We start from the raw sequence: 23,423 nt of genomic DNA on the forward strand, positions 1-23,423 counted from the left end.
AGAGCAAGGAGTCGCTATGGGATTGATGAACTTAGTTAAAGCAGCACTCGTTTTGACCGTTGTGGTCATTGCCATGGGAGCGTACACACGTTTGGCAGATGCTGGGCTTGGTTGCCCTGATTGGCCAGGGTGCTACGGCAAGCTGACTGTACCGAGCTCCAAAGTGGATGTAGAAGTTGCCAATACTTTGTATCCAGAGCGTGCGGTAGAACCTTATAAAGCTTGGCTTGAAATGATTCATCGCTATCTTGCAGGTGGCCTAGGGTTGATGGTGTTTGCTATTACGGGCATCGCTTTAACTAAGCGTCGTGACAAGTTAGGAACGCTGCTACCCGTCGCGCTCTCTCTGGTGATTATCTTTCAAGCAGCGCTCGGTATGTGGACAGTGACTCTTAAACTGATGCCAATTGTTGTTATGGGACACCTCATTGGCGGCTTTACCATGTTTTCGCTCCTGTTTTTCACTTATCTGAAGCTAAGACCTAAATTGGAAATAAGACGACAGAATACACCAGAAGAGAGTTTGGAGAACACGAGTAAGTCGTTTGAGCCTAAGGTAGTTGATAGACCAATCTCACCAACCGCTCTAAATATCGTTAGCTCTCGTTTGAAGGCATTTGCACTCTTGGCATTGGTTGTCACGGTTGGTCAAATCATTCTAGGCGGTTGGACGTCTTCTAATTATGCTGCTGTTGTCTGTACTGCGCTGCCTATTTGTGAAGGTAACTGGACACAGTATCTGGACTTCAAAACCGCGTTTACACCCGTTCACTTTGGCTTTGATAACTACGAATTCGGGGTATTGGAATATCCTGCAAGAATGACGATTCACGTAACTCATCGCATTGGTGCCATCGTTGTGGCGTTGATTGTCGGCATGCTGGCATTTAGGCTACTTCGTTACCCCTACCAAGCGATTCGCAAGTTGGGCATGGTTGTCGCGGTCATTCTTGGTATTCAATTAGCGCTTGGTATCAGTAATGTGGTGTTCCACTTACCACTTCCGGTCGCTGTGCTGCATAACCTAGGTGCAGCGCTATTGCTGCTCAGTCTTATTCATACTAATTATGCACTGCGCAGTGCGCGTTATATTCGAGCTGAAAAACCTAATCTAACCATTGTCGAAGCGACGACATCGATAAAAACGCTTAAGGCATCTGGAGACAAGGAGAGTTCTCTATGAGTAAAACCAATATCTTGGCATCGACGGCTAATACCACTGTTGTTAAGTCCTCCGTAAACTGGCGCGTTTATCTTACCTTGACCAAGCCAAAAGTAGTTGCGCTGATGATATTAACAGCACTGGTTGGGATGTGTCTGGCGGTACCGGGAGCTCTGCCCGTTCAAGCCAGTGTACTTGGACTATCTGGTATTGCATTGATGGCGGGTTCGGCTGCTGCATTCAATCACCTTATTGACAGACGCATTGACGCCATAATGGCTCGAACGCATAAACGACCGCTGCCTTCTGGCGATCTCAGCGCCGGGAAAGTCTTTGCTTTTGCGACGTCTATCGGTGTGCTTGGGTTTGTGGTGTTAGCGCTAGGGGTAAATTGGCTGACAGCTTGGCTCACATTCGCGAGCTTGCTGGGTTATGCCGTTGTATACACGCTTTATTTAAAGCGCGCGACGCCACAGAACATTGTGATCGCTGGCATAGCAGGGGCAATGCCACCGCTCTTAGGTTGGACCGCAGTCACGGGTGAGCTGCATGCGAATGCGTGGCTATTGGTGATGATCATCTTCATTTGGACCCCGCCACACTTTTGGGCACTGGCCATCCACCGTAAAGATGACTACGCCAAAGCGGATATTCCAATGCTGCCAGTCACACACGGTGTTGAATACACCAAAACCTCAATCTTGCTTTATACCATATTGTTGGCACTTGTGTGCTTGATGCCGGCACTTGTTGGCATGACTGGGCTTGTCTATCTGGCGGGATCTACCTTCTTAAGCGCTGGCTTTATTTATTACGCTTGGAAGTTAAAAGTGGCTGCGACAGAGAAAACGGCAATGGAGACGTTTAAGTTCTCTATCATTCATTTGATGGTGCTGTTTGTTCTCTTGCTTGTTGATCACTACGTGGCGATCTAGTTATGTAAAGAGCAGTTCCAACGTATTGTTTTACCTTATCTTTGCTGAGTCTCAAACCTTCTAAAAAGCAAAGATAGGGTAAGGCACAATAGGAAGTAACACGCGCCAACGATAAGCCAGATTTCAAAAATAAGTCCTGAAGAGTTGGCCATTTCAGTACCGACAAACGTCACTTCTTGAATCGATATCAGCGAAACGATAGAGGTATCTTTTACTAAAGAAATAGCTTGTCCCGCGAGCGCCGGTGCCACGGCTGTTAGGACCTGTGGAGCGACGACATCTTTATACTGGTACCAAGTCGATAACCCTAATGATTTTCCTGCCTCCCATTGCCCCTTAGGAATGGCGGATAGCCCCGCTCTTACAATTTCTGCAACGTAAGCAGATGAAAGCAGACCGATACAGATAACGCCAGAAAGAAGGTTTTCCCACAATGAGCTTGGTCCAAACAGAAAGGCTTGCCACGCAGAAATCTCACCCGTATACCCTCTCAAGATATCACTCAGTCCTAGTAATGGAATTAACTGATTCGAGATAAAGAAATAGAAAATGAAGATAAATACCAGTGGCGGGATATTTCTGACCAATTGAATAAATATATTGGCAGGTACACTGAAAACAGAGATAGCTGAGTGTTTTGCTAAACCCAACGCGGTCCCGAGAGTCACCGCGAGCACCATTCCCCATGCGCTTAGGCGTATCGTGGCGATGATGCCCTGAACAAAATAAGGTAACCCGCCATTGGCGGTGGGAGTGAACACCAACTCAAATGCTTGGCTCCAGCGCCAATGGTAGTTAATACCGATCGATGAACGGTAGGCTAGCCATACAGCAACGCATATTAAAGCGATGATCAGGACGCCGTCGAGAAGTGTGGGTCTCCAACGTTTGCTGATCTGTTTTGGCGAAGGCACTGCGTTATTGTTCATCTTCATTGAGTTGGTGTTGCTCATAAGTTCTATTGTCCGCCAGCGATCTGGTCTTGCCAATCTAGGGTTGAGAACCAGTATTCATAGCGCTCTTTTAACCAACCATCTTCGGTACGTGCTTGGATCCACTTATCAAAGAAAGCTTTCTTATCTTCTTCACCAAGTCTTACTGCGAAGGCTTCGTTACCTTTAGATAGACGGTCGCTGAATGGAATAAACAGCGCATCTGAGTGTTTAATCGCTTCATGCTCAGGCTTCGGGCTTGATGCAATAACCGCGTGCGCGTTGCCGTTTAATACCTCTTGGAAGGCTTGAGCGTCATCATCAAACTGAAGTACTTTCGCTTTAGGGAATGTTTCGCGTGCTACCTGAACCGTAAAGGCACCTCGGCGAGCAGCAATCTTCACACGGCGAGAGTCGAAGTCTTCAATCTTTGAAAAGTCGCCGGCGAGGGTTTTGCTCGCTGCAACCTGCACACCTGAGTGAGAGTATGGTTCGGTAAACAGCACACTTTTAGAGCGCTCTGGAGTGATTGATAGTCCACCAATGATGACATCGAATTTCTGTGATAACAGAGCAGGGATGATACCGTCCCACGCGGTTGGGACGAACTCTATTTTCCAGCCAGAATCCTCAGCTAGACGCTTAGCAACATCGATCTCGAAGCCTACAAGCTCACCTTGCTTGTCTCGCATAGCCCAAGGTACGAACGTGGACATGCCGACTCTTAGTGTGCCTCGTTCGTTAATCTTATCTAGGTTTGGTGTGTCACTAGCGGTGACACCGAATGATACTGCGAGGCCAATCGCAGCAGTTGTGGCGGCCTTGACTAAGTGCTTGAGTTTCCCTTTCATAGTTAGACTCCTTGGTGATAGATACAGTTACGTTAAATAACAGCGGTTTAGAATGCGTTGGTCGATTAGTGTTAGGCTCGTTTCTCCTGACTTAGGCGATACTCAAGCCACGCGGAGAAACCAGAAAGTGTCAAAGTTAGTATCAGATAAATAGCCGCGACCGTGAACCAAATTTCAAATGGCATTGCAGTCTCGGCGACGATGTTTCGTCCCTCTGTTGTGAGGTCGAATATGGCCATCACGCTCACGATGGACGAGTTTTTGATGAGTGACACCACTTCGTTGGTCAAAGGTGGCAAGGTTCGACGAACCACTTGCGGAAGAATGACATCAAAATAAGTATAGAAACGGGATAAACCTATTGAGCGACAAGCCTCAAACTGACCTTTAGGAACGCTATTTAAACCCGCTCTGAGTATTTCTGCGGTATAAGCTCCCTGAAATAGCGCGAGAGCGAACACCGCCGTTGAGTATCGGTCGAGCCCAATGATGGGACCGAATACAAAATACAACAGGTAGATTTGCACTAGCAGTGGAGTATTTCTTATTCCCTCGACATACGCGTGCGCAATCCCACGACCAACGACAGAGTTAGACGTTTTGAGAAGCGCGGTGATAAGCCCAAACAGTAGAGTAAAGACCAGGGCCAAGGCACTGATCTTTATCGTAACTAACAAACCTTCGAGAAGCTCCGCTGGCCACCATTCACCATCTTCAAAAAAGGCGATGTAATCGGGCACACGCTCCCATTGCCAACGATATCCCATTGCCTGGGCTCCGCTGTCCAATAGCCACGCTAGCGCTAACGCCACCAGTGCGATTTGCAGTAATGCCGATAATGCTGGCTTGAGTATTCTAAATAGCATCAGTGATTAAGGATCTTTTCCAAAAAGGCTTTAGTGCGAGGGTGCTGCGGTGCGTCGAAAATCTGACTAGGGGGGGCGGATTCCAATATCTGTCCCTCATCCATAAATACCACACTATCAGCAACGCGCTTTGCAAAGCCCATTTCATGGGTCACACACAGCATGGTCATTCCTTCTTCTGCGAGTTCAACCATAACGTTAAGAACCTCGCTGATCATCTCAGGATCCAGCGCCGATGTCGGTTCATCAAACAGTAAGATATCCGGTTTCATGCAAAGTGAACGTGCAATGGCAACGCGCTGCTGTTGGCCACCAGAGAGTTGAGAAGGGTACTTATTAGCTTGCTCAGCAATTTTCACTCGTTCTAGCATTTCCATTGCACGTGACTCTGCGTCTTGTTTGGAGAGCTTGAGAGTGCGGATTGGAGAGAGTGTGAGGTTTTCGAGCACCGTGAGGTGCGGAAATAAGTTGAAGTGTTGAAACACCATACCCACTTGACCAGGCTTGATCTGCTTGGAACCAACTCCGTGCCCCAACACTTGAATATTACCGGAGTTATAGGCTTCCAACCCGTTGATACAACGAATGAGTGTCGATTTTCCAGAACCCGAAGGACCACAAATGACGACGATTTCGCCCTGCTTTACTTCAAGCTCGATAGAATTTAAGGCTTGGAAGTCTCCAAACCACTTATTGACGTTGCTAAACTGTACTGCGTTCACATGGAACCCATTGTTTTTGTTATATACGTCTACATTAGCAATTACGCATGGCTATAACAAGCAAAGTGAATGAGGAAAGTGGATACTATCGGGGTTGAAATGGGCTAGAGATAAAAGCCAGAAGCAACAGGTTGCTTCTGGCTAAAATGCGTTAAATATCAATACGGTTAGGTACACCATCAAGAAATGCTTGAAAGCTGGACTCTCGGACTTTTCCGAGCACAAACTTTAGCTCTTCAATAAGGTTATCTTTCGCCCAATCAACGCGGATGTCGATAGGTGCTTTGTCAGTATATTCCACTCGCAAAGAGGCTGACACTGTGCCTCGTTTATCGCCCCCGGCATTTAATGCGGCTTCAAGTGCGGTAATCAGAGACTCTGGCAGAAAGGCTTCATAGTCAGGTTTGTATATGGGGCGCTCTCCTTTGGAAAGCACAGCAGTCCCATTATTTGTAGTACTGGCTAAAAAAGCGCTGGCGAACTCGGTCATTACCTCAGCATTTTCCAGCATATTGCCTGCGACAGCGACGGAGTCAAACGCCATGCTCCCAATATAGGGGATGTTATCGCCACCGTTTAGCGCTGCTGATTGTCCTTGGCTGTCAATTATTAGACATTGACGCTTGTCATGATCACTATCTAAGGCAATGAGCTTATCAACGATTTGCACCGCGTTCTGCCCATCCATTAACTGTTGTTGGACAAAGTCTGCATACCAAGGGTTGGTAAAGAGCCCTTGTGTTGCGCATCCACCAAGCGACCGCCAAGAGTGGTTCACATAGCCACCAACCGCAGGGCCTCCCGTTGCAGTAATAGAAGCCGAGGTACCTGTTGATGGATTAAAGTGTAAAAGGGATATAGTCATAATTTAGAAATAGGGGGACTAGCCCCCAATATTGATATTAATAGCCAATCACTTGACCGATGAACAAGGCGACCCAACTAAGGGCGTACACCATCAACATAAATGGCAGGATGGCTTTGAGCCATTGCTCATACGAGACGCGGCCAAGCGCAAGCATCGCAAGCGTGCCACCTGATGTTGGAACGATAAGATTGGTCAAACCATCACCTACCTGGAAAGCCGTGATCATCAATTGGCGGCTCATACCTACAAGGTCTGCGACTGGTATTAAAATTGGCATTGTCACCATCGCTTGCCCTGAACCAGAAGGAACGAAAAGGTTGATGACACCTTGTACTACGCTCGCAACGATGGCTGAGATAGCGATTGGCATGTCTTGGATGAGAGAGCTAAGCGCATTAACGATGGTATCGATGATCTGCGCTTGATCTAGGATAACTTGAATCGAAGCTGCGACACCAATAACCAGCGCTCCAGCGGTCACACCAGACGCACCGATCATCATCTCTTTAACGATTTCGTTAGCATTCATCTTGTTAATAACGCCAATGATGATTGCCATCAGTAAGAACAAACCGGCAATCTCGTTGATGTACCAACCATTGGCAAAAACGCCATAAAGCATCACGCCAAGACCCGCGACAAAAGCTATCAGGGTAAGCTTGTTTTCGCGATTCATGGTGTACTCGCTGAGATCTTTCTGAAGACCTGTGTTCCCGTCTTGTTCGACAAAGTCCATCTTTGTGACTTTTTTACAGATGAAGAGTGAGAGCAGTGCCAAAGAAGCGAGAACCAAAGCGGTGCGCAAACCTGCGCCAGAGAAAGTAGGTAGCTCCGCAATACCCTGAGCCACACCGACGGTGTATGGGTTAATTGGTGATAATGCGAAACCAATACCTATGCCACCGACGGCCATCACAGTACCAACGAGGCTTGAGTAACCCACTGCGGCGGAGATAAGCACTGCAACAGGAACAAGGGCGATATTGTTTTCAAATCCAACAGCGACGCCAAAGAATCCATAGATGAAAGTGCCAACCGTGATGATTAGATTGCGGTTTTGTACGCCAACACGATTAACAGCTACACCGATTGCATTCTCTAGAGCACCAGAACGCTGAAGAATGTGAAACAAACCACCTGCGATGAAAACGATAAATAGGTAAGGGGCGGCGCTTATCAATCCCTTAGGAATCGCAACGAAAATGTCGAAAACATGCACTGATGGGGCGTCGGCTAGCAAGGTAAACGACTCAGGGATTACGGTAGTTCGCCCGTCGACAACCGCTCTTTCAAACGCACCAGATGGCACGACAAAAGTCAGTAAATAGGTTGCGACTAAGATACCGAAGATCAGTACCATGGGATCTGGCATCGACTTATACCAGGGACGCTTTGATGTTGTGTTTATCTGATTGGTCATTTCCATGTCCAATATTCTCCATTATTTGATTCTAGGAATATTCTTAGTGTTTTTATATTGCTAGGCAGAATTCTTTTAGTACTTTAATCGACGCTTCCAGATCCTCCGGCAGAATGGCTTCATCTGGATGGTGACTAATACCATTGGTACATCGCATGAACAGCATGGCGATATCGGTCAGCGAACTGACAGCCAGTCCGTCATGACCTGCACCGCTAAACAGAGTCTTACTTTCAATGCCACAAGCTTCTATTGCAGTTACGAGTTTGGAAGATAACGCTTTCGAACATTGAACGGCTTGCTGCTCGTAGGTTTGGCTATGGTCGTAACTCAGGTTCAGTGCTGTTAGCGCTTGTTCGACGCCTTTTAGGAATGTTTCTCTTGCTTGAACACGTTTAGCGTCAATTGGTGAGCGAAGTTCTACTGTGATATCGGTGCGCTGAGGGATCACGTTGACGCCGTTAGGGAAGTTTTCGATCTTGCCGATGACACCGACAAGGTCCTCATCGCTTTTACATAACCGATCAAACAGAGTAATCACATGAGAGGCGCCTACCAATGCGTCTTGACGATTGTTCATCGGTACCGTCCCTGCGTGACCGGCCTTTCCATGTATCGTGATGGTATGGCGCTCGATCCCGGTAATGGCTGACACAACCCCTACTGGCAACTTAGCAGACTCAAGCTGAGGACCTTGCTCAATATGCAGCTCCACAAACCCAAGAACGTCATCCGCTAGGTAAGCGTCTCGTTCAATGAGCTCTGGCTGGCAACCAAAATCGACCAAAGCGTCATGCAGCGATAGCTGCTGAGCATCTTTAGCATCAAGCATCGCCGGATCGAAGATACCTGAGATAGCTTTCGAGCCAAGCAGAGTTGATTGAAAGCGCGTTCCTTCTTCATCGCTAAACGCGATGACATCAATATGGTAAGGAAAAGTAATGTTGTTCTGGTTGAAGTAGTGAATCAGCGCGAGCGGTGCAACAACGCCAAGAATACCGTCGTATTTGCCACCGTTAGGAACGGTGTCTTGATGTGAACCGAAGATAAGTGTTTTAGCATTTGGTTGGTTACTGGCGTAACGGCCAATCAGGTTAGCAGCATTGTCCATTGATACAGACATTCCAGACTCAAGCATATATTCGCGAAGTAGCTCTAGAGCGTCACGATGCTCTTTTGTCGCGCAAAGGCGTGTTACTCCCTCCGTATCGGGATGAGTAGTTTCTGAACATTGAGCGAGTTGTTCTAGCCATTCCCAAGCAAGTGTTGAAGTCGAGGTTAATGTCATAATTTTTTCCGTTTTATGATGCTGCGTTTGCTTATTTATCATGATAAATTGGCAAAATACACCATTTATCATGATAAATGCAAATGATGCTGATGGTTTTGTGAGCAAAATGAAAGCTGTTCGTGAAGAGCTATGTACGTAACTACTTCACCCTAAAGAGATCTTCAGTTACGGTAGTAGATGAAACAACGTGTAAACAGAGGTGGCGCGTGGCCGTTAAAAAACGACGTACAGAGAATGTTGCGTCTTCAATAAAGAAGTGGATTGTGGAGCAGAAGCTTCAGCCGGGTGATCGTTTACCTAATGAAGCAGAAGTTATGGAAATGTTTGATGCATCAAAAAGCACGGTGCGTGAAGCAATGCGACTGTTGGACGCTCAAGGGTTACTTCAGACAAAAACGGGTCCCAAAGGAGGCGTCTTTGTTTCTGAAGTTTCAGAATCCAAAGCACATATGTTACTCAGTAATTATCTGTTTTTTAGAGAATCTTCGATTGATGACCTATATCAGATTCGATTGGCACTTGAACCGCAACTAGCAGCCTCCTTAGCTGGGAAATTGTCAGTAACGCAATTGAAACAACTGAAAAACCAGACTAACAAGTACGCTGAGCCACCAAAAGATATCTTTGAAGAGAGGGAACACCACCTAGCTTCGATTGAGTTTCACCGAATTTTGGCTGATTATTCGTCGAATGAATTGCTCAAGCTCGTGGTTCGTTTTACTGCTCAGATGTTGTCGGATATGACCATATATCGAAAGCTTTATGAACCAGAAAACTACGATCTGTGGAAGACGGGTTTAGACAGCCAAGTTGCATTGATAGACGCTTTGCGAGTGGGTGACTCGGAAATGGCATACAGAGTCATGCAAAAACATATGAAGACAGCACTTAAGTTAATGAAAGTACAGGAAGTTGAAATGGAGAACCGCTTCCTGGATGAATAAGAGTCATCATGACTCGATAGTGGTTAAATGAATGGTTTTATTTGTGAGTCTAAATGACTCATTTGGTTGTTAATTTATTGTTTAAACTCATTTAAATCAGATAGATAAAAATTGGCATGCGAAATGCTATAAGGGCTTCAGGAAATAATCAGCTTTGGCTAAGTACCAAAGCACGACTTAAAATACTGGAGTCCTTATTATGTTCTGTATTCAATGCGAGCAAACTATTCAAACCCCTGTCTCTAAGGGGTGTTCATACACACAAGGTATGTGTGGCAAAACGTCAGAAGTCTCCGACCTACAAGACGTATTAGTGTATACCCTGCAGGGTGTTTCATTCTGGGCTGACCAAGGTCGTAAATTTGGTATTGTTGACCAAGAAATTGACCAGTGGGCGCCGAGAGCCTTCTTCTCTACACTAACTAATGTTAACTTCGACCCAGAGCGTATCATCGAGCTCTCTAATCTAGCGGCGCAATATAAAGCTCGCCTTCAGCAGCAAGTACAAGCGGCATCTCTGGTTAAAGGTATTGCCATCGATGAGCTATCTCCTGCGGCGAAATTTGAGCTACCAACAACAAAAGAAGCACTACTAGAGTTTGCCCCTACCGCAGCAGTCAACCGTGGTCATGACAGCCTACACGAGGATGTGATTGGTCTGCGTTTACTTTGCCTCTATGGTCTAAAAGGCGCAGCAGCATACCTTGAGCACGCGCGCGTGTTGTCTCAGACCGACGAAGCTGTGTATGGTGAGTATCATCAAATCATGGCTTGGCTAGGCACTGACCCCGTTGACCTTGAGCCACTGCTTAATACCTCGATGCAGATTGGTTTAATGAACTACAAAATCATGGAGATGCTCGATAAAGGTGAAACTGACACCTTTGGTCATCCTGAGCCAACGCAAGTGAATGTAAAGACTGTTAAAGGCAAGTGTATCCTTGTGTCTGGTCATGACCTGCATGATTTAGAGAAGATCCTTCAGCAAACCGAAGGCTTGGGCATTAATGTCTACACCAACGGTGAGATGCTGCCTGCTCACGCTTACCCTGAGCTTAAAAAATACCCACACCTTGTTGGTAACTATGGTAGTGCTTGGCAAAACCAGCAGAAGGAGTTCGCGAACTTCCCTGGTGCGATTGTGATGACCTCCAACTGCCTGCTCAACCCGAACGTCGGTCAATACGCCGACCGCTTGTTTACGCGCAGTATCGTAGGTTGGCCGGGTGTTGCTCACATTGAAGGTGATGATTTCAAACAAGTGATCGACTGTGCGTTGGCTCAAGATGGCTTCCAGCATGACGAAATCGAACACATGATCACGGTTGGTTTTGGTCGTAATGCGTTGATGCAAGCAGCTCCAGCAGTAGTAGAGCAAGTGAAAGCGGGTGCGATTAAGCACTTCTTCCTAGTCGGCGGTTGTGATGGCGACAAATCTGAGCGCAGCTATTACACAGACTTTACTGCTCAGGCGCCAGAAGACAGCGTTATTTTGACTTTGGCTTGTGGTAAGTTCCGCTTTAATAAAAATCAGTTTGGCGACATTAACGGCATCCCGCGTCTGTTGGATGTTGGTCAATGTAATGATGCTTATTCAGCAATCCAACTCGCACTTGCTCTCGCAAACGAGTTCGATTGTGATATCAACGAACTGCCTCTAACACTGGTGCTTTCTTGGTTCGAGCAAAAGGCGATCGTGATTCTACTGACCTTGTTAGCACTGGGTGTGAAAGGTATTTATACCGGTCCAACAGCGCCTGCATTCCTAACCGATAACCTAATGGGCATTCTGCAAGATAAGTTCGACATGCGCGGTATTACAACCGTGGAAGAGGACTTAAAAACGATTCTGGCAGCGTAAACGTAGGTGACGGAAATGACGCCTTTAGGCGTCATTTCTTTATTAGGAGAAGCAAAATGGCATGGTCTGATTCAGAGACAATTCAACTAACCTGCACCAAGAAATGGTTTGAGACGCCAGATTCGGTGTCATTCGAGCTATCGAGTGACTCTGAGCAAGGTTCGTTCGACTTCAAGGCAGGACAGTTTTCTTCACTTGGTTTTGATATCGATGGAAACAAGACGTTTCGCGCCTATTCGATCAGCTCAGTACCAGGTGAACAACGTCTTAAGTTTACTGTTAAGCGTGTCCCTAACGGTTTGGTCTCTAACCATATTGTTGACAGTCTAGCGGTGGGAAACAAGGTAGATGCGCAAGCACCGGTTGGGCAGTTTAATAATGTCGATTGTGTTCCGAAACAGAAAGTGCTGATGCTGAGTGCTGGCTGTGGTGTGACACCTATTATGTCGATGGTTGACCAGTGGCTGGTGCAAGATGCAAATATTGATATTGAGTTCTTTCACCTCGCCAAGAGTAAGCAAGACGCTATCTATTTTGACAGGCTTGTGGAGCTAAACCGCTCGGTGGATCATTTTAATCTCAACATGCTGCTTGAAGACAATGCTGGGACGACCTTTCCACAAGGCATGATAAGCCTCGAGTGGATTAATAAGTTGGTGGCGGATTTTCGAGATCGCACCGTCTATTTGTGTGGCCCTACAGGCTTCATGGAAGCGGTCAAGTCAGCACTCGAAGAAGCACAATTTGATATGTCGCAGTTCCATCAAGAAAGCTTTACTCCTACCCAGGTGAATACTGATGTGGGAGAAAGCGTGGTAAAAGTTGCAGTGCCAGATTTCGGTATGGAACTGGAAGCGGATGAAGGTAGCTTGCTGATCGATGCGCTCGAGAAAGGTGGAGTGCCTGTCATCGCGGCGTGCCGAAGTGGCATCTGTGGTTCGTGCAAGTGCAAAGTGAAGGTTGGTCAGGTTGAGTCTACAAGCTTTGAAACCTTATCAGATGAAGATAGAGCGAATGGCTATGTGTTGGCATGTTCGAGTACTATCAAGTCCGATGTAGAGGTAAGCCTTAACTAGTACCTGGCTAAGATTGACTAAAGGCGCGAGTTAAGCGCCTTTTTTGTCCCTGCGTTTAAACGAGAAGCATTGGGTTATCGGAAGTTAAACAACTCTGAGTGGAACATTGAAGTGTCAAGTTTTAGTGTTTTGAGCTGTGTTAGCAGGGCATCTTTAAACCCCACAGGACCACAAAACCAGATGCTGCGCTCCGCCAAATCAGGGTGTTTTTGGTGTATCTGCTCGATAGACAAAAACGGTTTAAGTCGATTGTCGATGACATGAAACTCGACGTTTGCTTTGGCAGCCGCGATCTCCATCTCCTCAATCAAGGCTTTTGAGGGCGCTTGGGTACAATAGTAGAACACGACGTTGCCATTAGACTTCGATGTCGCGAGCTCCTCCAGACGCGCTTTAAACGCCGCGCAGCCTATGCCTCCTGCAATCCAAATCTGTTTTCTGTTGTCGTTGAAATCAAATCGGCCATAAGGTCCTTCCACTTCGACTTGTTGACCTACGGACACTTGGTTCTGAATGTCGGAGGTAAAGTCTCCTAATGCTTTGACCAAAAAGCCCACTTGCTGATTTCCCTTATCGAACGACGCGATGGTAAAAGGGTGAGGCTCTTCATCACCAAGTTTTATAAACGCAAATTGACCGGATTGATGCCCTTTCCAAGATGGAAGTTGTGCCACCACCTCAGTCGTCGAGTTCTCTTCGTTGAAGTGGACGTCGACAATCGAGCCTACGTGCTTGCGGCTGTTTCCAATCTTTCCTAATAAGCTCCACAACGCGGCGATAACGCCCGTTAAAACGATAACAACAGTAATTGGTGTGATCGCATTATCCCAATACGCGTGTTTCAACAATACAAGTGAGTGGTAGCCAATGACGACGAACGCAATGGCCATCAACTTGTGCGTCCATTTAAACACCTTGTATTTTACTGGAGTAAACAGCGCTAATAACGTAAGAGCAATAAACAGATACAGCATCCATTCTCCCATGGCTTCAGCGCTGCCGCGAAGTGGTTGAATCACAGCATAAAGTGAGTCTGGGTCGATCGAGGCCGGTGAACCGCGTTGCGGACGCTCCATATAGCCAGCGCTAACGAGCTGTTTCGGCACAATAGCTAAAAGCCAGTGCACTGCGCCTATGATGACGCCATATATCGCTGTCCACTTGTGTAGACGATATGATTTATCTAACCCTCGAGTAAGATTTTCAAGGACGGGAAGTCGCAGTGCCAGCAACATGGTAAGGGTCAGAAGCAATACTGAAACGATTCCAGTGAGTTGTAGTAATGCGCTTCGCCACGGCATAAAGCTCTCATTGTCTAGCAATGAGGGCTCGGCTTGAAACCAGATAAAGGTGACCACAAACACGAGGGCGAGCACCATAGAATAGAGTTTTTTCATAATAACGCTCCTGTTGAGCTTTAACTCTACTCCATGCTATGTAAGGCAACGTCATGCTAGGTAAATCAATGTAAATGCTTGAGCTAGGTTGGCTTTAGCGAGGTTTAATCACTATTCATCTCATCTCTAGGTTAGGATTAAACAATATCAGCTAAAGTGCATATTAAAATGAAAAAACTGCTGTCTATTCAAAGCCTAATAATTATGTTCTGTTTGTCATTAACTCTGATTCCGGTGTTCTACAAAGTTGATAAACCAGGTATGAGGTTGCCAAAGTGTTCGATGGGAGAGCTTGTCGAAACGCCGATTTTTTTCTTTGTGTCGAAAACCGTGATTGAGAACTATGGTCTAGATGAGGTCACGAGTGAGATTGAGCGCTCAGTAAGAAAAAGTAACGTCATCATGAAAAACTCTTGCATACCGATGAAGCGAAGCGTAGCTGAGGTTTCAGTGGTGGATTTTAGTGGTAGAGCTCTGTTTGATATCGACAAGATTAGGGAAGATTTGGCTGAGCTGATTGGAGAAGAAAAACATCGATACATTGAATCTTCCCCGAATCATTTTTATGGCGTCATCCTAGCGGACGACGATGGTTATTTTGAGGAATACACCATTGGCACGACCAACCCTGATGTAAATAGCCAGTTCTTTTTGTTGTCTGAACACGCTGACGAGTACACGCTAGAGCATGAATTAGGGCATTTATCTTGGGCTTGGCACGATGACCGTTCTTGGTTCAAGGTCCTAGATGAAACTTTAGAAAAGCATACCTCAGACATGAATAAAGACAGGTTGAAGCCCTATGCGCGAGGGTATCAGTGTGGCGGTGCGGGCACCATAATGAGTTATGAGTCCGAGCTGCTCTCAATTTACTCCAGCCCTGAGATTACCAACAATGGCAGAGCTTGTGGTGACCCTTTACATGCAGATAATGCCCGCCAACTTAGAGAGTTTGCAGAAGCGCTGCGAGTTAAACTTCAAGCTATTCAGGTATCAACGGAAAGCTCATCCTAGTCAGTACAACAAGCGTTATGACGATGCAATAGAGGGCAATCAAAGACAGTGCTGCGTTTGTAGGGTGAAGTTTGACGTACCAAAGCCTGATGTAAAACAGAGCGACCGAAGCGCCCAGTAAAAAGACGAGCTCAACAAGATTGCCCAAGCTTTGTGCGCCAATTCCTGACGTCGCAAGCAGTGACCATGTAGCGAATACACTAAGCGGTAGAAATGCGTCCCCGAAGCTCAACTGACCTCTCTGGTAGGCGCGAACCCCGCCAGGAAAAGCGATTAAGTAATATAGACTTAGAAAGAAAGTGAAGAAAACGACCAACGCGACTCCCCCAAAAAGTGGACTCGTCAATTATTGCACGGGCGTGCAGTTATATCCGTGGAAAACTGTCGTAGGTTTGTATGGAATTTGAACTGTGGGGTTGGGAAATGTACAGAAGAAGTGATGAATGCCTATAAACGGCACTCATCACTCTATTTTGTCTACGCGATTACACGAGTGGAGCAAGTGCTTCCAGTGCTGACGCGCGATTCTCTGCTGCTGGCTCATCACCCATGTTGAGTGCTTCAGCGTATACGAACTCAACATCAGTCATGCCAAGGAAGCCAAGAATCGTTGCAAGGTAATCATGCATACTGTCGCGAGGCGTGTCTTTGTGAATGCCGCCACGAGTGGTGACTACAACAACCTTTTTGTCTTTGATCAGACCAACCGGACCTGTCTCTGTGTACTTAAATGTCACGCCAGCACGAGCAATGAGATCGAAATAGTTTTTTAGCTGCGTAGGGATCATAAAGTTGTACATCGGTGCTGCGATGACCACTTTTTCAGCGTTCTGAAGCTCTGTGATTAGCTCGTCAGACAGTTTAACAATTGCTTTAAGCTCATCGCTTAGGTCGTCGCCAGTGCTTCGCAATGCGGTTGCTACTGCCATATCCAAAACAGGAACAGGCTCTGCTGCGAGATCGCGAATAGTAACGTTGGATTTACCTTCAATCGCTTGCTCAATAATCTGGTTAGATTGTGAGTAGTCGCCAAGAATGCTCGATTTCAAAACAAGTGTATTAGACATGGGGTTATCCTCTTTAATGAAAGCATTGCTCGCTTTCCTATCAATGTGCCCAGTTTAGATGTGAGATAGAGAACTGATAAGCCGCTTTGTTTGAGTATCTAGTTCGAAAAAATCGAACAAGAAAATAACCACATAAAAAGTGGCATTATTAATGCAGCAACTTACAAAGAATCTTTGAACTTACCATATCTATCAGGAGTATCTTATGGCGAAATGGTTTCCAATTCTTACGGTGATGTCTTTGTTGGTAGCGCTAATTGTTGGTGTTGCAGTGTATTTTACTGGCATGCAAGTGATTGTAAATACAGCACTTGAATGGAAGAATAGCTGGTTTGTTATTGCTGTTCAGTCGGCATGGTTCTTCTCTTGTCTCTTTGCTGCTATCTATGGTTTAGAGCTTCTTTTTGCTAAGGCGAAGTTGCACTTTACTAGTGCTGCATGACCCAGTATTGAGCATGAGTTTAGAGGGATTACTTACTCATTGGATCGGGAGCCATTACGCTCCCTTCTCATCGTTCGACTGAGATAGTCGCATTTTGATGTAATCAAGAAACAGCTTGGTCCGAGTGTGTTCGTAATCTAGTTTTGGATAGTAGGCATAGACAGTCGAGTCCATTGCTTGAATTTCGGGTAAAACGCGTATCAATGCCCCGGACTTTACGTCTTCTTTGATCATTACATCGTTACTGATCAACACACCCATACCATTTTTAGCTGCATAGAAAAGGGCTTCTGGGTTAGTCGTCGCGAAGTTTCCTGAGAGCATGATTCGTTGGTTTTTTGATATCTTGTATTCGCGTTGTGGGCGTTCTCCCCAAATAAGAATGTTGTGCTGTTTAAGCTCTTCAACGGTTTTTGGTGCGCCAAACTCTTCTATGTAAGAGGGGGCGGCGTAAAAGCCAATTCTTTGCTCAAAAAGTGCCGTTTGCCTCATGCTCAATGAGTTGAGCGTCTCCAACTCACGACTTATAAATACGTCGAGATTACTGGTTGGCAGTTCACCAGGCGCGGTGGTTGTCAACTGGATTCGTATGTCCGGGTATTGAGCGAGAAAGTCGTTCAGGTACTGAACTAAGAACTTAGAGCCGACCGCTATGGTTGCGCCAATTTTAAGTAGACCTGCTGGTGTTTCGTTGACCGAGCGAGTTTCGTCAATAATTGACTGAAAGCGATCCAAAGAGTCTTTAGCGCGCTGATAAAATAGGGCGCCCGCTTCGGTTTGCGTTACGGATCTGGTGGTTCGTTTGAGAAGCTGGACGCCGATGCGGTCTTCAATCCAATGTATGCGTTTGCTGATTGCTGAGCTGGTGGTATTGAGTCGGCGAGCCGCACCATTGAAACTGCCTTCTTCTACGACACGAATGTAGGTGTTGATACACGATATCCAATCCATGAAGACCTCTTATTGTTTCCTGATAGGACGTATTCTGTTTCCCTTATAGTGTATTATCAATGATTCATACGCAATATAGAATGAGTGTATGAGTAAAAAACACAATAAATCCTTCAACAAAACCCCTATGTTGCTCGCAATGATGATCATTGCAACGGGCCAAGTCGGCGTGAGTATTTACTTGCCTTCGCTGCCTCTTATTAGTGAGTCCTTATCCATCGGCCATGCTGATGTGCAGATGCTCGTGACACTATTTTTAGTTGGTTTTGGCTTATCACAACTCTTTTATGGCCCGCTCTCTGACGCGATCGGCCGACGCCCTGTTTTCATCTTAGGACAAGGTGTTTATCTGCTCGGGACTGTCCTGTGTATTGCACTTAACGAACATTTTACCGCACTGGAGATCGGACGCTTATTGCAAGGCTTGGGAGCGGGTAGCGCATCAGTACTGGGACGAAGTGTGCTCAGAGACAGCTATGATGGCAAGCAACTTACTAAGGCACTTTCTTACATCTCAGTCACTGCTTCAGTCATGCCAATTATCGCGCCTGTTTTCGGTGGATGGATTGCGTTTCACCTTAGTTGGGAGGCGGTGTTTGTTTTTGTATTGATTTATCTTGTCGCTATTTTTGTTTTAGGTTGGTTTATTTTACCTGAGACTCTGCCTTATCAGCCGAGACCGTTTCAACCGAGTCTAGTTATGAGCAATTACGCCAAGTTAATGGTCAACCCTCAAGTCATAGGCAGCGCGAGTTATAACTGGATAAGTTACCTTGGGGCAGTAGTGACGTTAAGCCTGTTTCCATTCCTTATGCAGCATGAGTTGGGGCTGACGGCTGCGGAATATGGCTCTGTCATGATCATACCTTCGGCAGGGTTGATGATGGGTAGTGTGTCGCTCAATATCCTCAATCGGTTCTTCTCGACCAGTTGGATCTTGTTTCTTGCAATCATCATTATGAGCTTATCTGGTCTTTGGCTGATGATGACCGAGATGACCGTCTTTAACCTATTGTTCGCATTTACTTGGCTCACGGTGGCTCAAGGACTTTCATTCCCTATTTCTATATCGCTGCTGCTTGGGCCACATAAAGAGCAAGCCGGTGCCGTTTCTGCTTTATCGGGCTCAATACAAATGGTCATTGCAGGTGTTTTTGGCGGATATTTGGTTGAACAGTGGGTAACCACTCAAGATTCACTAGGGCGTTTTTATTTGATGTCCGCTTTAATCATGGTCGTCGTATTGCTGATGAGCCAAATACGACGTTTTGGTCAAGGCGTTAGTCCTGCTAGTGATGTTGAGACGCCTTCACGCGTTAGAGAGTAAGCGGTCCTAAGTTATTCATTTGATTGACAACCCAGTGTGTTCTCTTGTTCACATAATCAGACATGGGAGTAGGCTGCATTCTGTATGGATTCGGTAACACGACGGCAAGTTGAGCCGCTTGAATGGCGGTCAGTTCTTTTGATTGAATTCCGAAGAACTGCTGGCTCGCGGCTTCGACGCCATAAATGCCCGGTCCAAACTCGATGACGTTGAGGTAAACTTCCATGATTCTCTCTTTGCCCCAGATCAGCTCAAGCAGCATCGCGATATACAGCTCGTAAGCTTTACGCACATAGGTTTGACTCGGAAACAAAAACACATTTTTTGCTGTCTGTTGGGTGATGGTGCTTGCGCCTCGTGCTGGTCCCGATGAGCCACTTTGTGCGATAACACTAAACAGGGCTTGAAAATCAACACCTGAATGAGATGGAAATTTTTGATCCTCAGAAGCGACCACAGCTTTGGGCATGTTTGGACTGATATTAGAGATCGATACCCATTGATGATAAGTCTGCTCGGGGTACCCGTTTGGGGGAGATAGGGTGCGCGCTATTTTCCACCCCCAAATGGGTGGATTAACAAACTTAAAAAACAGCACTAAGAGCAATGGAACGCCGAGTACGATACAAACCAAGTTGAGCAATAGCTTCTTTAGCATAGTTTTCATTGCCTTACAGGAGTAATGTGCGACTCTTTAGTTTAGGTTGAAACGCAGGCTGAGGCAAAAATACCGAGCTTGATTGTTGAACTATTAAAATCCTTCATCGTCTAACGTTGTGCATATCCAATAAGTTAGTATCTTAACTAACGTTGCCTATCAAAAACAAGGAAAGCACATGTTCGTCAAAGCCTCACCTTTACTGCTTGCAGTATGTATTGCCGTTACTCCTAGCGTATTTGCTGAGGAGGCTCAACAAGATGTTAATAAAGCACAAAACACTACGTCTTCAGAATCTAGCAGTAAGTATGAAGCCACTCTCAATAAGTTTAAGCAAGCAGAAGCCACGCAGCCGTTTTTTGAAAATGCGTATGGTTATGCTGTGTTTCCAACTGTCGGTAAAGGCGGGTTTGGTATCGGTGGATCTTATGGCGAAGGTCAGGTTTATCGTCAAGGTACACACGTTGGCGATTCGACATTAGCGCAGCTTAGTATCGGTTTGCAGTTGGGCGCTCAGGCCTATAGCGAAATCATCTTCTTCGAGAGTAAAGCGGATTACTACGCCTTTACCAGCGGTAGCTTTGAATTTGGTGCGCAAGCATCAGCGGTGGCTCTGACACTTGGAGCGAGCGCACAAGCAGGCTCAACAGGAGCGGGAGCACAAGCGGGTGATAAGCAGAGTAAAGCAACTTACATCAATGGTATGGCTGTGTTTACTATGACTAAAGGTGGCCTGATGTACGAAGCATCGATCGGTGGTCAGGGATTCTCATTTGCCCCGAATAACAACTACGACGCGGAATAGTTGAATAGAAATGAATGACGCCTCTAAAAGAGGCGTCATGACTAGTTCGCGGTGAGACTTTCTGCGCCTCGCAACATAGCTTCGATCAACTCACCGGCATTAAACTTCACCAGCGCTTCGTGAGCCCCCACCTGATGGGCTCTTTCGGTACACATTTCACTTGAAAGTGAGGTGTGCAAAATACGATAAGCGTGACCAAGTGCTGGGTCATTTTGTACTTCAAAGGCGAGTTCATAGCCATCCAGCCCCGGCATCTCAATATCACTCACGAGAATATCTATCGCGTCATTTCGCGAGGCTTTTGCACGCATAAATTCAAGTGCACTGTTGCCATCTTTGCAGAGATCGAATGGAATGCTGATTTGGTTTAGCGCATCACCCAGCTGTTTTCTTGCGATGGATGAGTCGTCGACAAGCAGAATATTAAGCGCCTTTATTCTCTCGCGCTGCACGTCGGTAAGCATCGGGATCTTGGTATCGGCATATTGCGGATAGATCTTAGAAAGCAGAAGCTCCACATCAAGAAGCTGAACAATCTGATCATTAAAGCGAGTCACACCCGTGACAAACACATTTTTACCACTACTCTCCGGTGCAGGTTCAATGGATTTCCAATCACACTCGATGATTTTATCGATATCTCGAACCATAAATGCTACCACCGTGCGAAGGCAGTCGGTCACGACCAGATAGGTACTGTTGTACTCTTCAGGGGCGATAGGTCGGAACCCGATAGCAGCAGCCATATCGATGACGGGTACAGTAAGCCCACGAATGCTGACCGTCCCCACAACATGCTGATGCGAATATGGGATTTGCGTAGTCGGCATAAAAGGCACAATTTCACGCACCTTTAGCGTACCAATGGCAAAACGCTGCTTTTGCATGTTAAGGGTAAACAACAACATGCCCTGAGATTGATTAGCCTTACTGATGCTTGCTTTCATTTGAACTCTTACTCTAATCACCAATAGGTTGATTTTATAAACTTTATCGCTAAAAGTTAATGCGGCAGATCGTTAGAAAAGTTTAACTGCGTGAAAAGTAAACGTGATTTACATCTCAGTTTAGATTACACTCTGCGCCACTTATCATCCCATACTCGCGATAACACAGAGGCATACCATGGCAAGAACTGCGGCAGCACTTCACATTTTGGTAAAACACAAAGAACAAGCTGAAGATATCATTAAACAGCTTAAGAAAGGCGCTAAGTTTCAAACGCTTGCAAAAAAATATTCTACGTGTCCATCTGGCAAGAAAGGGGGTGACCTGGGTGAGTTCCGCAAGGGTCAAATGGTGCCACAGTTTGATAAGGTGTGCTTTTCGGGTGAAACGCTTGTTCCTCACTTGGTAAAGACTAAATTTGGCTGGCACGTAGTGAAGGTACTGTACCGAACTTAGTACTTATTGTTCCATACTAGAATACCAAAGAGCCCGCGTTATATACGCGGGCTCTTTTCGTGAGGGTTACTTAATCTGCTTGCCACTTACCCAAACCGCTGAAATAGCAGGCTCGGTTGTGTGAACAATGATCTTCTCCAGGGCATCTTGTGCTGAATCCAAGTCATCATAGATACGCACTTGGCTTCCGGCAGTGTTCGAGTCGATCACCAAAGCGTCAAAGTAGTAACCTGGCTTAAAAATACCGACAGGAAGATCCAGGGTTAATCCTCCACCGTGAGTCGCCAACCAAAATGCTTCGACAAATGAAACTCGGCTATGTGCTTCTCCTCGCTGATCCATAATGTGAGTGTTCGTACCTGCCTCTCTCACTCTAGAGTGACTGACGGCATCGAGCGCTGCGTGGAAAATGGATGGAAGTGGTCCGCCCGAGAGATCCGAGCCGAGTCCCACATGCAAACCTTGGTCTAACGCTTCTCTCAATGGAAAAGCGGCATCAGCAAAATACATGTTAGAAAGTGGGCAGTGGGCAATGCCTGCTCCTACTTCTTTGATCGTATTTTTATCGCTCTGGGTCAGAAAAATAGAGTGCGCCAGTACGGTTTTCCGAGTCAGGAGACCTGTTTCCTCGTAAAGCTCGACATCCGTTTTCTGAAAAGCTTGCTGAGTAAAATCACGAGCCCAATCGCTTTCAGATGCGTGAGTTTGAACATGGCATTGGTACTTTTGAACCAACTTACCTAAGCCTTCCAGTAGTTGCTTTGTAGAAGTAGGTACAAAACGAGGCGTCACTACTGGGTGGATCAAATTCTGTTGATTGTCGATTTCTCTGATGTTTTGAATGAAGGTTTCAGCGGCAGAAATAGCAACTTCAGTCGAGGACTCTACATAGTACTCCGGGCACATGGACTTTTCATCCATAGAGATCTTGCCAACCAGAGCACGCTGACCTTTATCTTTACACACTTGAGCAAGATACTCGGACGGCGCACTATCGATGGTAGCAAAGTACATCGCTGTGGTGGTGCCATGAGCGATAAGCGTATCGACAAGTTCTGGATAAATTCTGGCCGTAAAGTCTGGATCTTTATAACGGTTTTCTAGCGGGAACGTGTATTGGTTTAGCCAATCATTAAGCGGAAGATCCAATCCTTTTCCTGCTTGAGGCCACTGTGGGGCGTGCGTATGCAGGTCAACGAGACCTGGTAGCAAATACTGATTCTTAGCTAACCGCGTTAAGCTATTGCTTTGCTCATGGTTTGCGATCACTTCATCGTACTTATGATCGCTCTTTGAAAGCACTTGGGTGATGGTACCGGTAGCATCGATTTCAATACAGGCTTGCTCTATGTATTCAAAGCTACCTCGTTGTGGAGCATGGTAAAGGTTGGCGACGATGGCTCGGTTTGACATATCCTGATTCCTAAAAA

At 46.2% G+C, this 23,423-nt stretch carries 23 protein-coding genes; 10 read left to right on the forward strand and 13 right to left on the reverse strand.

The window, feature by feature from the left end:
* Positions 1-16: 16 nt before the first annotated feature.
* Complete coding sequence (locus LY387_RS21795) at positions 17-1,183, forward strand: COX15/CtaA family protein (RefSeq protein WP_234496303.1); 1,167 nt, start codon at positions 17-19, stop codon at positions 1,181-1,183.
* Positions 1,180-2,097: a heme o synthase gene (cyoE, locus tag LY387_RS21800; protein WP_234496304.1), complete on the forward strand. Its 918-nt coding sequence runs from the start codon at positions 1,180-1,182 to the stop codon at positions 2,095-2,097. The genes LY387_RS21795 and cyoE overlap by 4 nt, the downstream gene beginning before the upstream one ends.
* 35 nt (positions 2,098-2,132) lie before the next feature.
* Here the strand turns inward: cyoE and LY387_RS21805 are convergent, their stop codons facing one another.
* From LY387_RS21805 to LY387_RS21835, 7 genes are all read right to left on the reverse strand, one after another.
* Positions 2,133-3,026: an amino acid ABC transporter permease gene (locus tag LY387_RS21805; RefSeq protein ID WP_234497823.1), complete on the reverse strand. Its 894-nt coding sequence runs from the start codon at positions 3,024-3,026 to the stop codon at positions 2,133-2,135.
* Positions 3,027-3,055: 29 nt separating this feature from the next.
* On the reverse strand, positions 3,056-3,880 hold the full coding sequence (locus LY387_RS21810; RefSeq protein ID WP_234496305.1) for a transporter substrate-binding domain-containing protein: 825 nt from the start codon (positions 3,878-3,880) through the stop codon (positions 3,056-3,058).
* Positions 3,881-3,951: 71 nt separating this feature from the next.
* Positions 3,952-4,746 (reverse strand): amino acid ABC transporter permease, encoded by a 795-nt coding sequence (locus LY387_RS21815; protein ID WP_234496306.1) that lies wholly within the window; start codon positions 4,744-4,746, stop codon positions 3,952-3,954.
* Positions 4,746-5,468 carry an amino acid ABC transporter ATP-binding protein gene (locus tag LY387_RS21820; protein WP_234496307.1) on the reverse strand — a complete coding sequence of 241 codons (723 nt, stop codon included), beginning with the start codon at positions 5,466-5,468 and terminating at the stop codon, positions 4,746-4,748. Before LY387_RS21820 ends, LY387_RS21815 begins: the two co-directional genes overlap by 1 nt.
* A 151-nt stretch (positions 5,469-5,619) precedes the next feature.
* A complete protein-coding gene (locus LY387_RS21825) occupies positions 5,620-6,333 on the reverse strand; it encodes a DUF1028 domain-containing protein (protein ID WP_234496308.1) in 714 nt (237 codons plus the stop codon).
* Between the two features lie 37 nt (positions 6,334-6,370).
* Positions 6,371-7,762, reverse strand: a complete 1,392-nt coding sequence (locus LY387_RS21830) for a YfcC family protein (RefSeq protein ID WP_234496309.1) — start codon at positions 7,760-7,762, stop codon at positions 6,371-6,373.
* Positions 7,763-7,808: 46 nt separating this feature from the next.
* Complete coding sequence (locus LY387_RS21835) at positions 7,809-9,047, reverse strand: M20 family metallo-hydrolase (RefSeq protein ID WP_419153473.1); 1,239 nt, start codon at positions 9,045-9,047, stop codon at positions 7,809-7,811.
* Positions 9,048-9,253: 206 nt separating this feature from the next.
* Here LY387_RS21835 and LY387_RS21840 point away from each other — a divergent pair, with 206 nt between their 5' ends.
* The 3 genes from LY387_RS21840 (at position 9,254) to LY387_RS21850 (ending at position 12,928) form a co-directional block, all read left to right on the forward strand.
* The gene (locus tag LY387_RS21840) at positions 9,254-9,991 is read left to right on the forward strand and encodes a FadR/GntR family transcriptional regulator (protein WP_234496311.1); all 738 of its coding nucleotides are present in this window, start codon (positions 9,254-9,256) and stop codon (positions 9,989-9,991) included.
* A 199-nt stretch (positions 9,992-10,190) separates the two neighbouring features.
* Positions 10,191-11,852, forward strand: a complete 1,662-nt coding sequence (hcp, locus tag LY387_RS21845) for a hydroxylamine reductase (protein WP_234496312.1) — start codon at positions 10,191-10,193, stop codon at positions 11,850-11,852.
* A gap of 56 nt (positions 11,853-11,908) precedes the next feature.
* A complete protein-coding gene (locus LY387_RS21850) occupies positions 11,909-12,928 on the forward strand; it encodes a hybrid-cluster NAD(P)-dependent oxidoreductase (RefSeq protein ID WP_234496313.1) in 1,020 nt (339 codons plus the stop codon).
* A 74-nt stretch (positions 12,929-13,002) separates the two neighbouring features.
* Here the strand turns inward: LY387_RS21850 and LY387_RS21855 are convergent, their stop codons facing one another.
* Complete coding sequence (locus LY387_RS21855) at positions 13,003-14,325, reverse strand: ferric reductase-like transmembrane domain-containing protein (protein ID WP_234496314.1); 1,323 nt, start codon at positions 14,323-14,325, stop codon at positions 13,003-13,005.
* A gap of 168 nt (positions 14,326-14,493) precedes the next feature.
* Between LY387_RS21855 and LY387_RS21860 the strand changes: the two genes are divergently transcribed.
* A complete protein-coding gene (locus LY387_RS21860; RefSeq protein WP_234496315.1) occupies positions 14,494-15,339 on the forward strand; it encodes a hypothetical protein in 846 nt (281 codons plus the stop codon).
* A 485-nt stretch (positions 15,340-15,824) separates the two neighbouring features.
* Here LY387_RS21860 and LY387_RS21865 read toward each other — a convergent pair whose 3' ends face one another.
* Complete coding sequence (locus LY387_RS21865) at positions 15,825-16,406, reverse strand: FMN-dependent NADH-azoreductase (RefSeq protein ID WP_234496316.1); 582 nt, start codon at positions 16,404-16,406, stop codon at positions 15,825-15,827.
* A 205-nt stretch (positions 16,407-16,611) separates the two neighbouring features.
* Between LY387_RS21865 and LY387_RS21870 the strand changes: the two genes are divergently transcribed.
* Positions 16,612-16,848, forward strand: a complete 237-nt coding sequence (locus tag LY387_RS21870) for a hypothetical protein (protein WP_128649424.1) — start codon at positions 16,612-16,614, stop codon at positions 16,846-16,848.
* A 54-nt stretch (positions 16,849-16,902) separates the two neighbouring features.
* Here LY387_RS21870 and LY387_RS21875 read toward each other — a convergent pair whose 3' ends face one another.
* Positions 16,903-17,799, reverse strand: a complete 897-nt coding sequence (locus LY387_RS21875; protein WP_234496317.1) for a LysR family transcriptional regulator — start codon at positions 17,797-17,799, stop codon at positions 16,903-16,905.
* 88 nt (positions 17,800-17,887) lie between these two features.
* Here LY387_RS21875 and LY387_RS21880 point away from each other — a divergent pair, with 88 nt between their 5' ends.
* Complete coding sequence (locus tag LY387_RS21880; protein WP_234496318.1) at positions 17,888-19,126, forward strand: multidrug effflux MFS transporter; 1,239 nt, start codon at positions 17,888-17,890, stop codon at positions 19,124-19,126.
* Here the strand turns inward: LY387_RS21880 and mtgA are convergent.
* On the reverse strand, positions 19,116-19,793 hold the full coding sequence (gene mtgA / locus LY387_RS21885) for a monofunctional biosynthetic peptidoglycan transglycosylase (RefSeq protein ID WP_234496319.1): 678 nt from the start codon (positions 19,791-19,793) through the stop codon (positions 19,116-19,118). The genes LY387_RS21880 and mtgA overlap by 11 nt on opposite strands.
* Positions 19,794-19,962: 169 nt before the next feature.
* Here mtgA and LY387_RS21890 point away from each other — a divergent pair, with 169 nt between their 5' ends.
* Positions 19,963-20,589 carry a YSC84-related protein gene (locus LY387_RS21890; RefSeq protein ID WP_234496320.1) on the forward strand — a complete coding sequence of 209 codons (627 nt, stop codon included), beginning with the start codon at positions 19,963-19,965 and terminating at the stop codon, positions 20,587-20,589.
* 41 nt (positions 20,590-20,630) lie between these two features.
* On the opposite strand, the gene LY387_RS21895 is transcribed toward LY387_RS21890, so the two are convergent.
* On the reverse strand, positions 20,631-21,536 hold the full coding sequence (locus LY387_RS21895) for a chemotaxis protein (protein ID WP_234496321.1): 906 nt from the start codon (positions 21,534-21,536) through the stop codon (positions 20,631-20,633).
* A gap of 178 nt (positions 21,537-21,714) precedes the next feature.
* Here LY387_RS21895 and ppiC point away from each other — a divergent pair, with 178 nt between their 5' ends.
* A complete protein-coding gene (gene ppiC, locus LY387_RS21900) occupies positions 21,715-21,993 on the forward strand; it encodes a peptidylprolyl isomerase PpiC (RefSeq protein ID WP_004737764.1) in 279 nt (92 codons plus the stop codon).
* 66 nt (positions 21,994-22,059) lie between these two features.
* On the opposite strand, the gene guaD is transcribed toward ppiC, so the two are convergent.
* Complete coding sequence (guaD, locus tag LY387_RS21905; RefSeq protein ID WP_234496322.1) at positions 22,060-23,406, reverse strand: guanine deaminase; 1,347 nt, start codon at positions 23,404-23,406, stop codon at positions 22,060-22,062.
* Between the last annotated feature and the right edge of the window lie 17 nt (positions 23,407-23,423).

This window comes from Vibrio maritimus, from assembly GCF_021441885.1.
GTDB lineage: Bacteria > Pseudomonadota > Gammaproteobacteria > Enterobacterales > Vibrionaceae > Vibrio > Vibrio maritimus_B.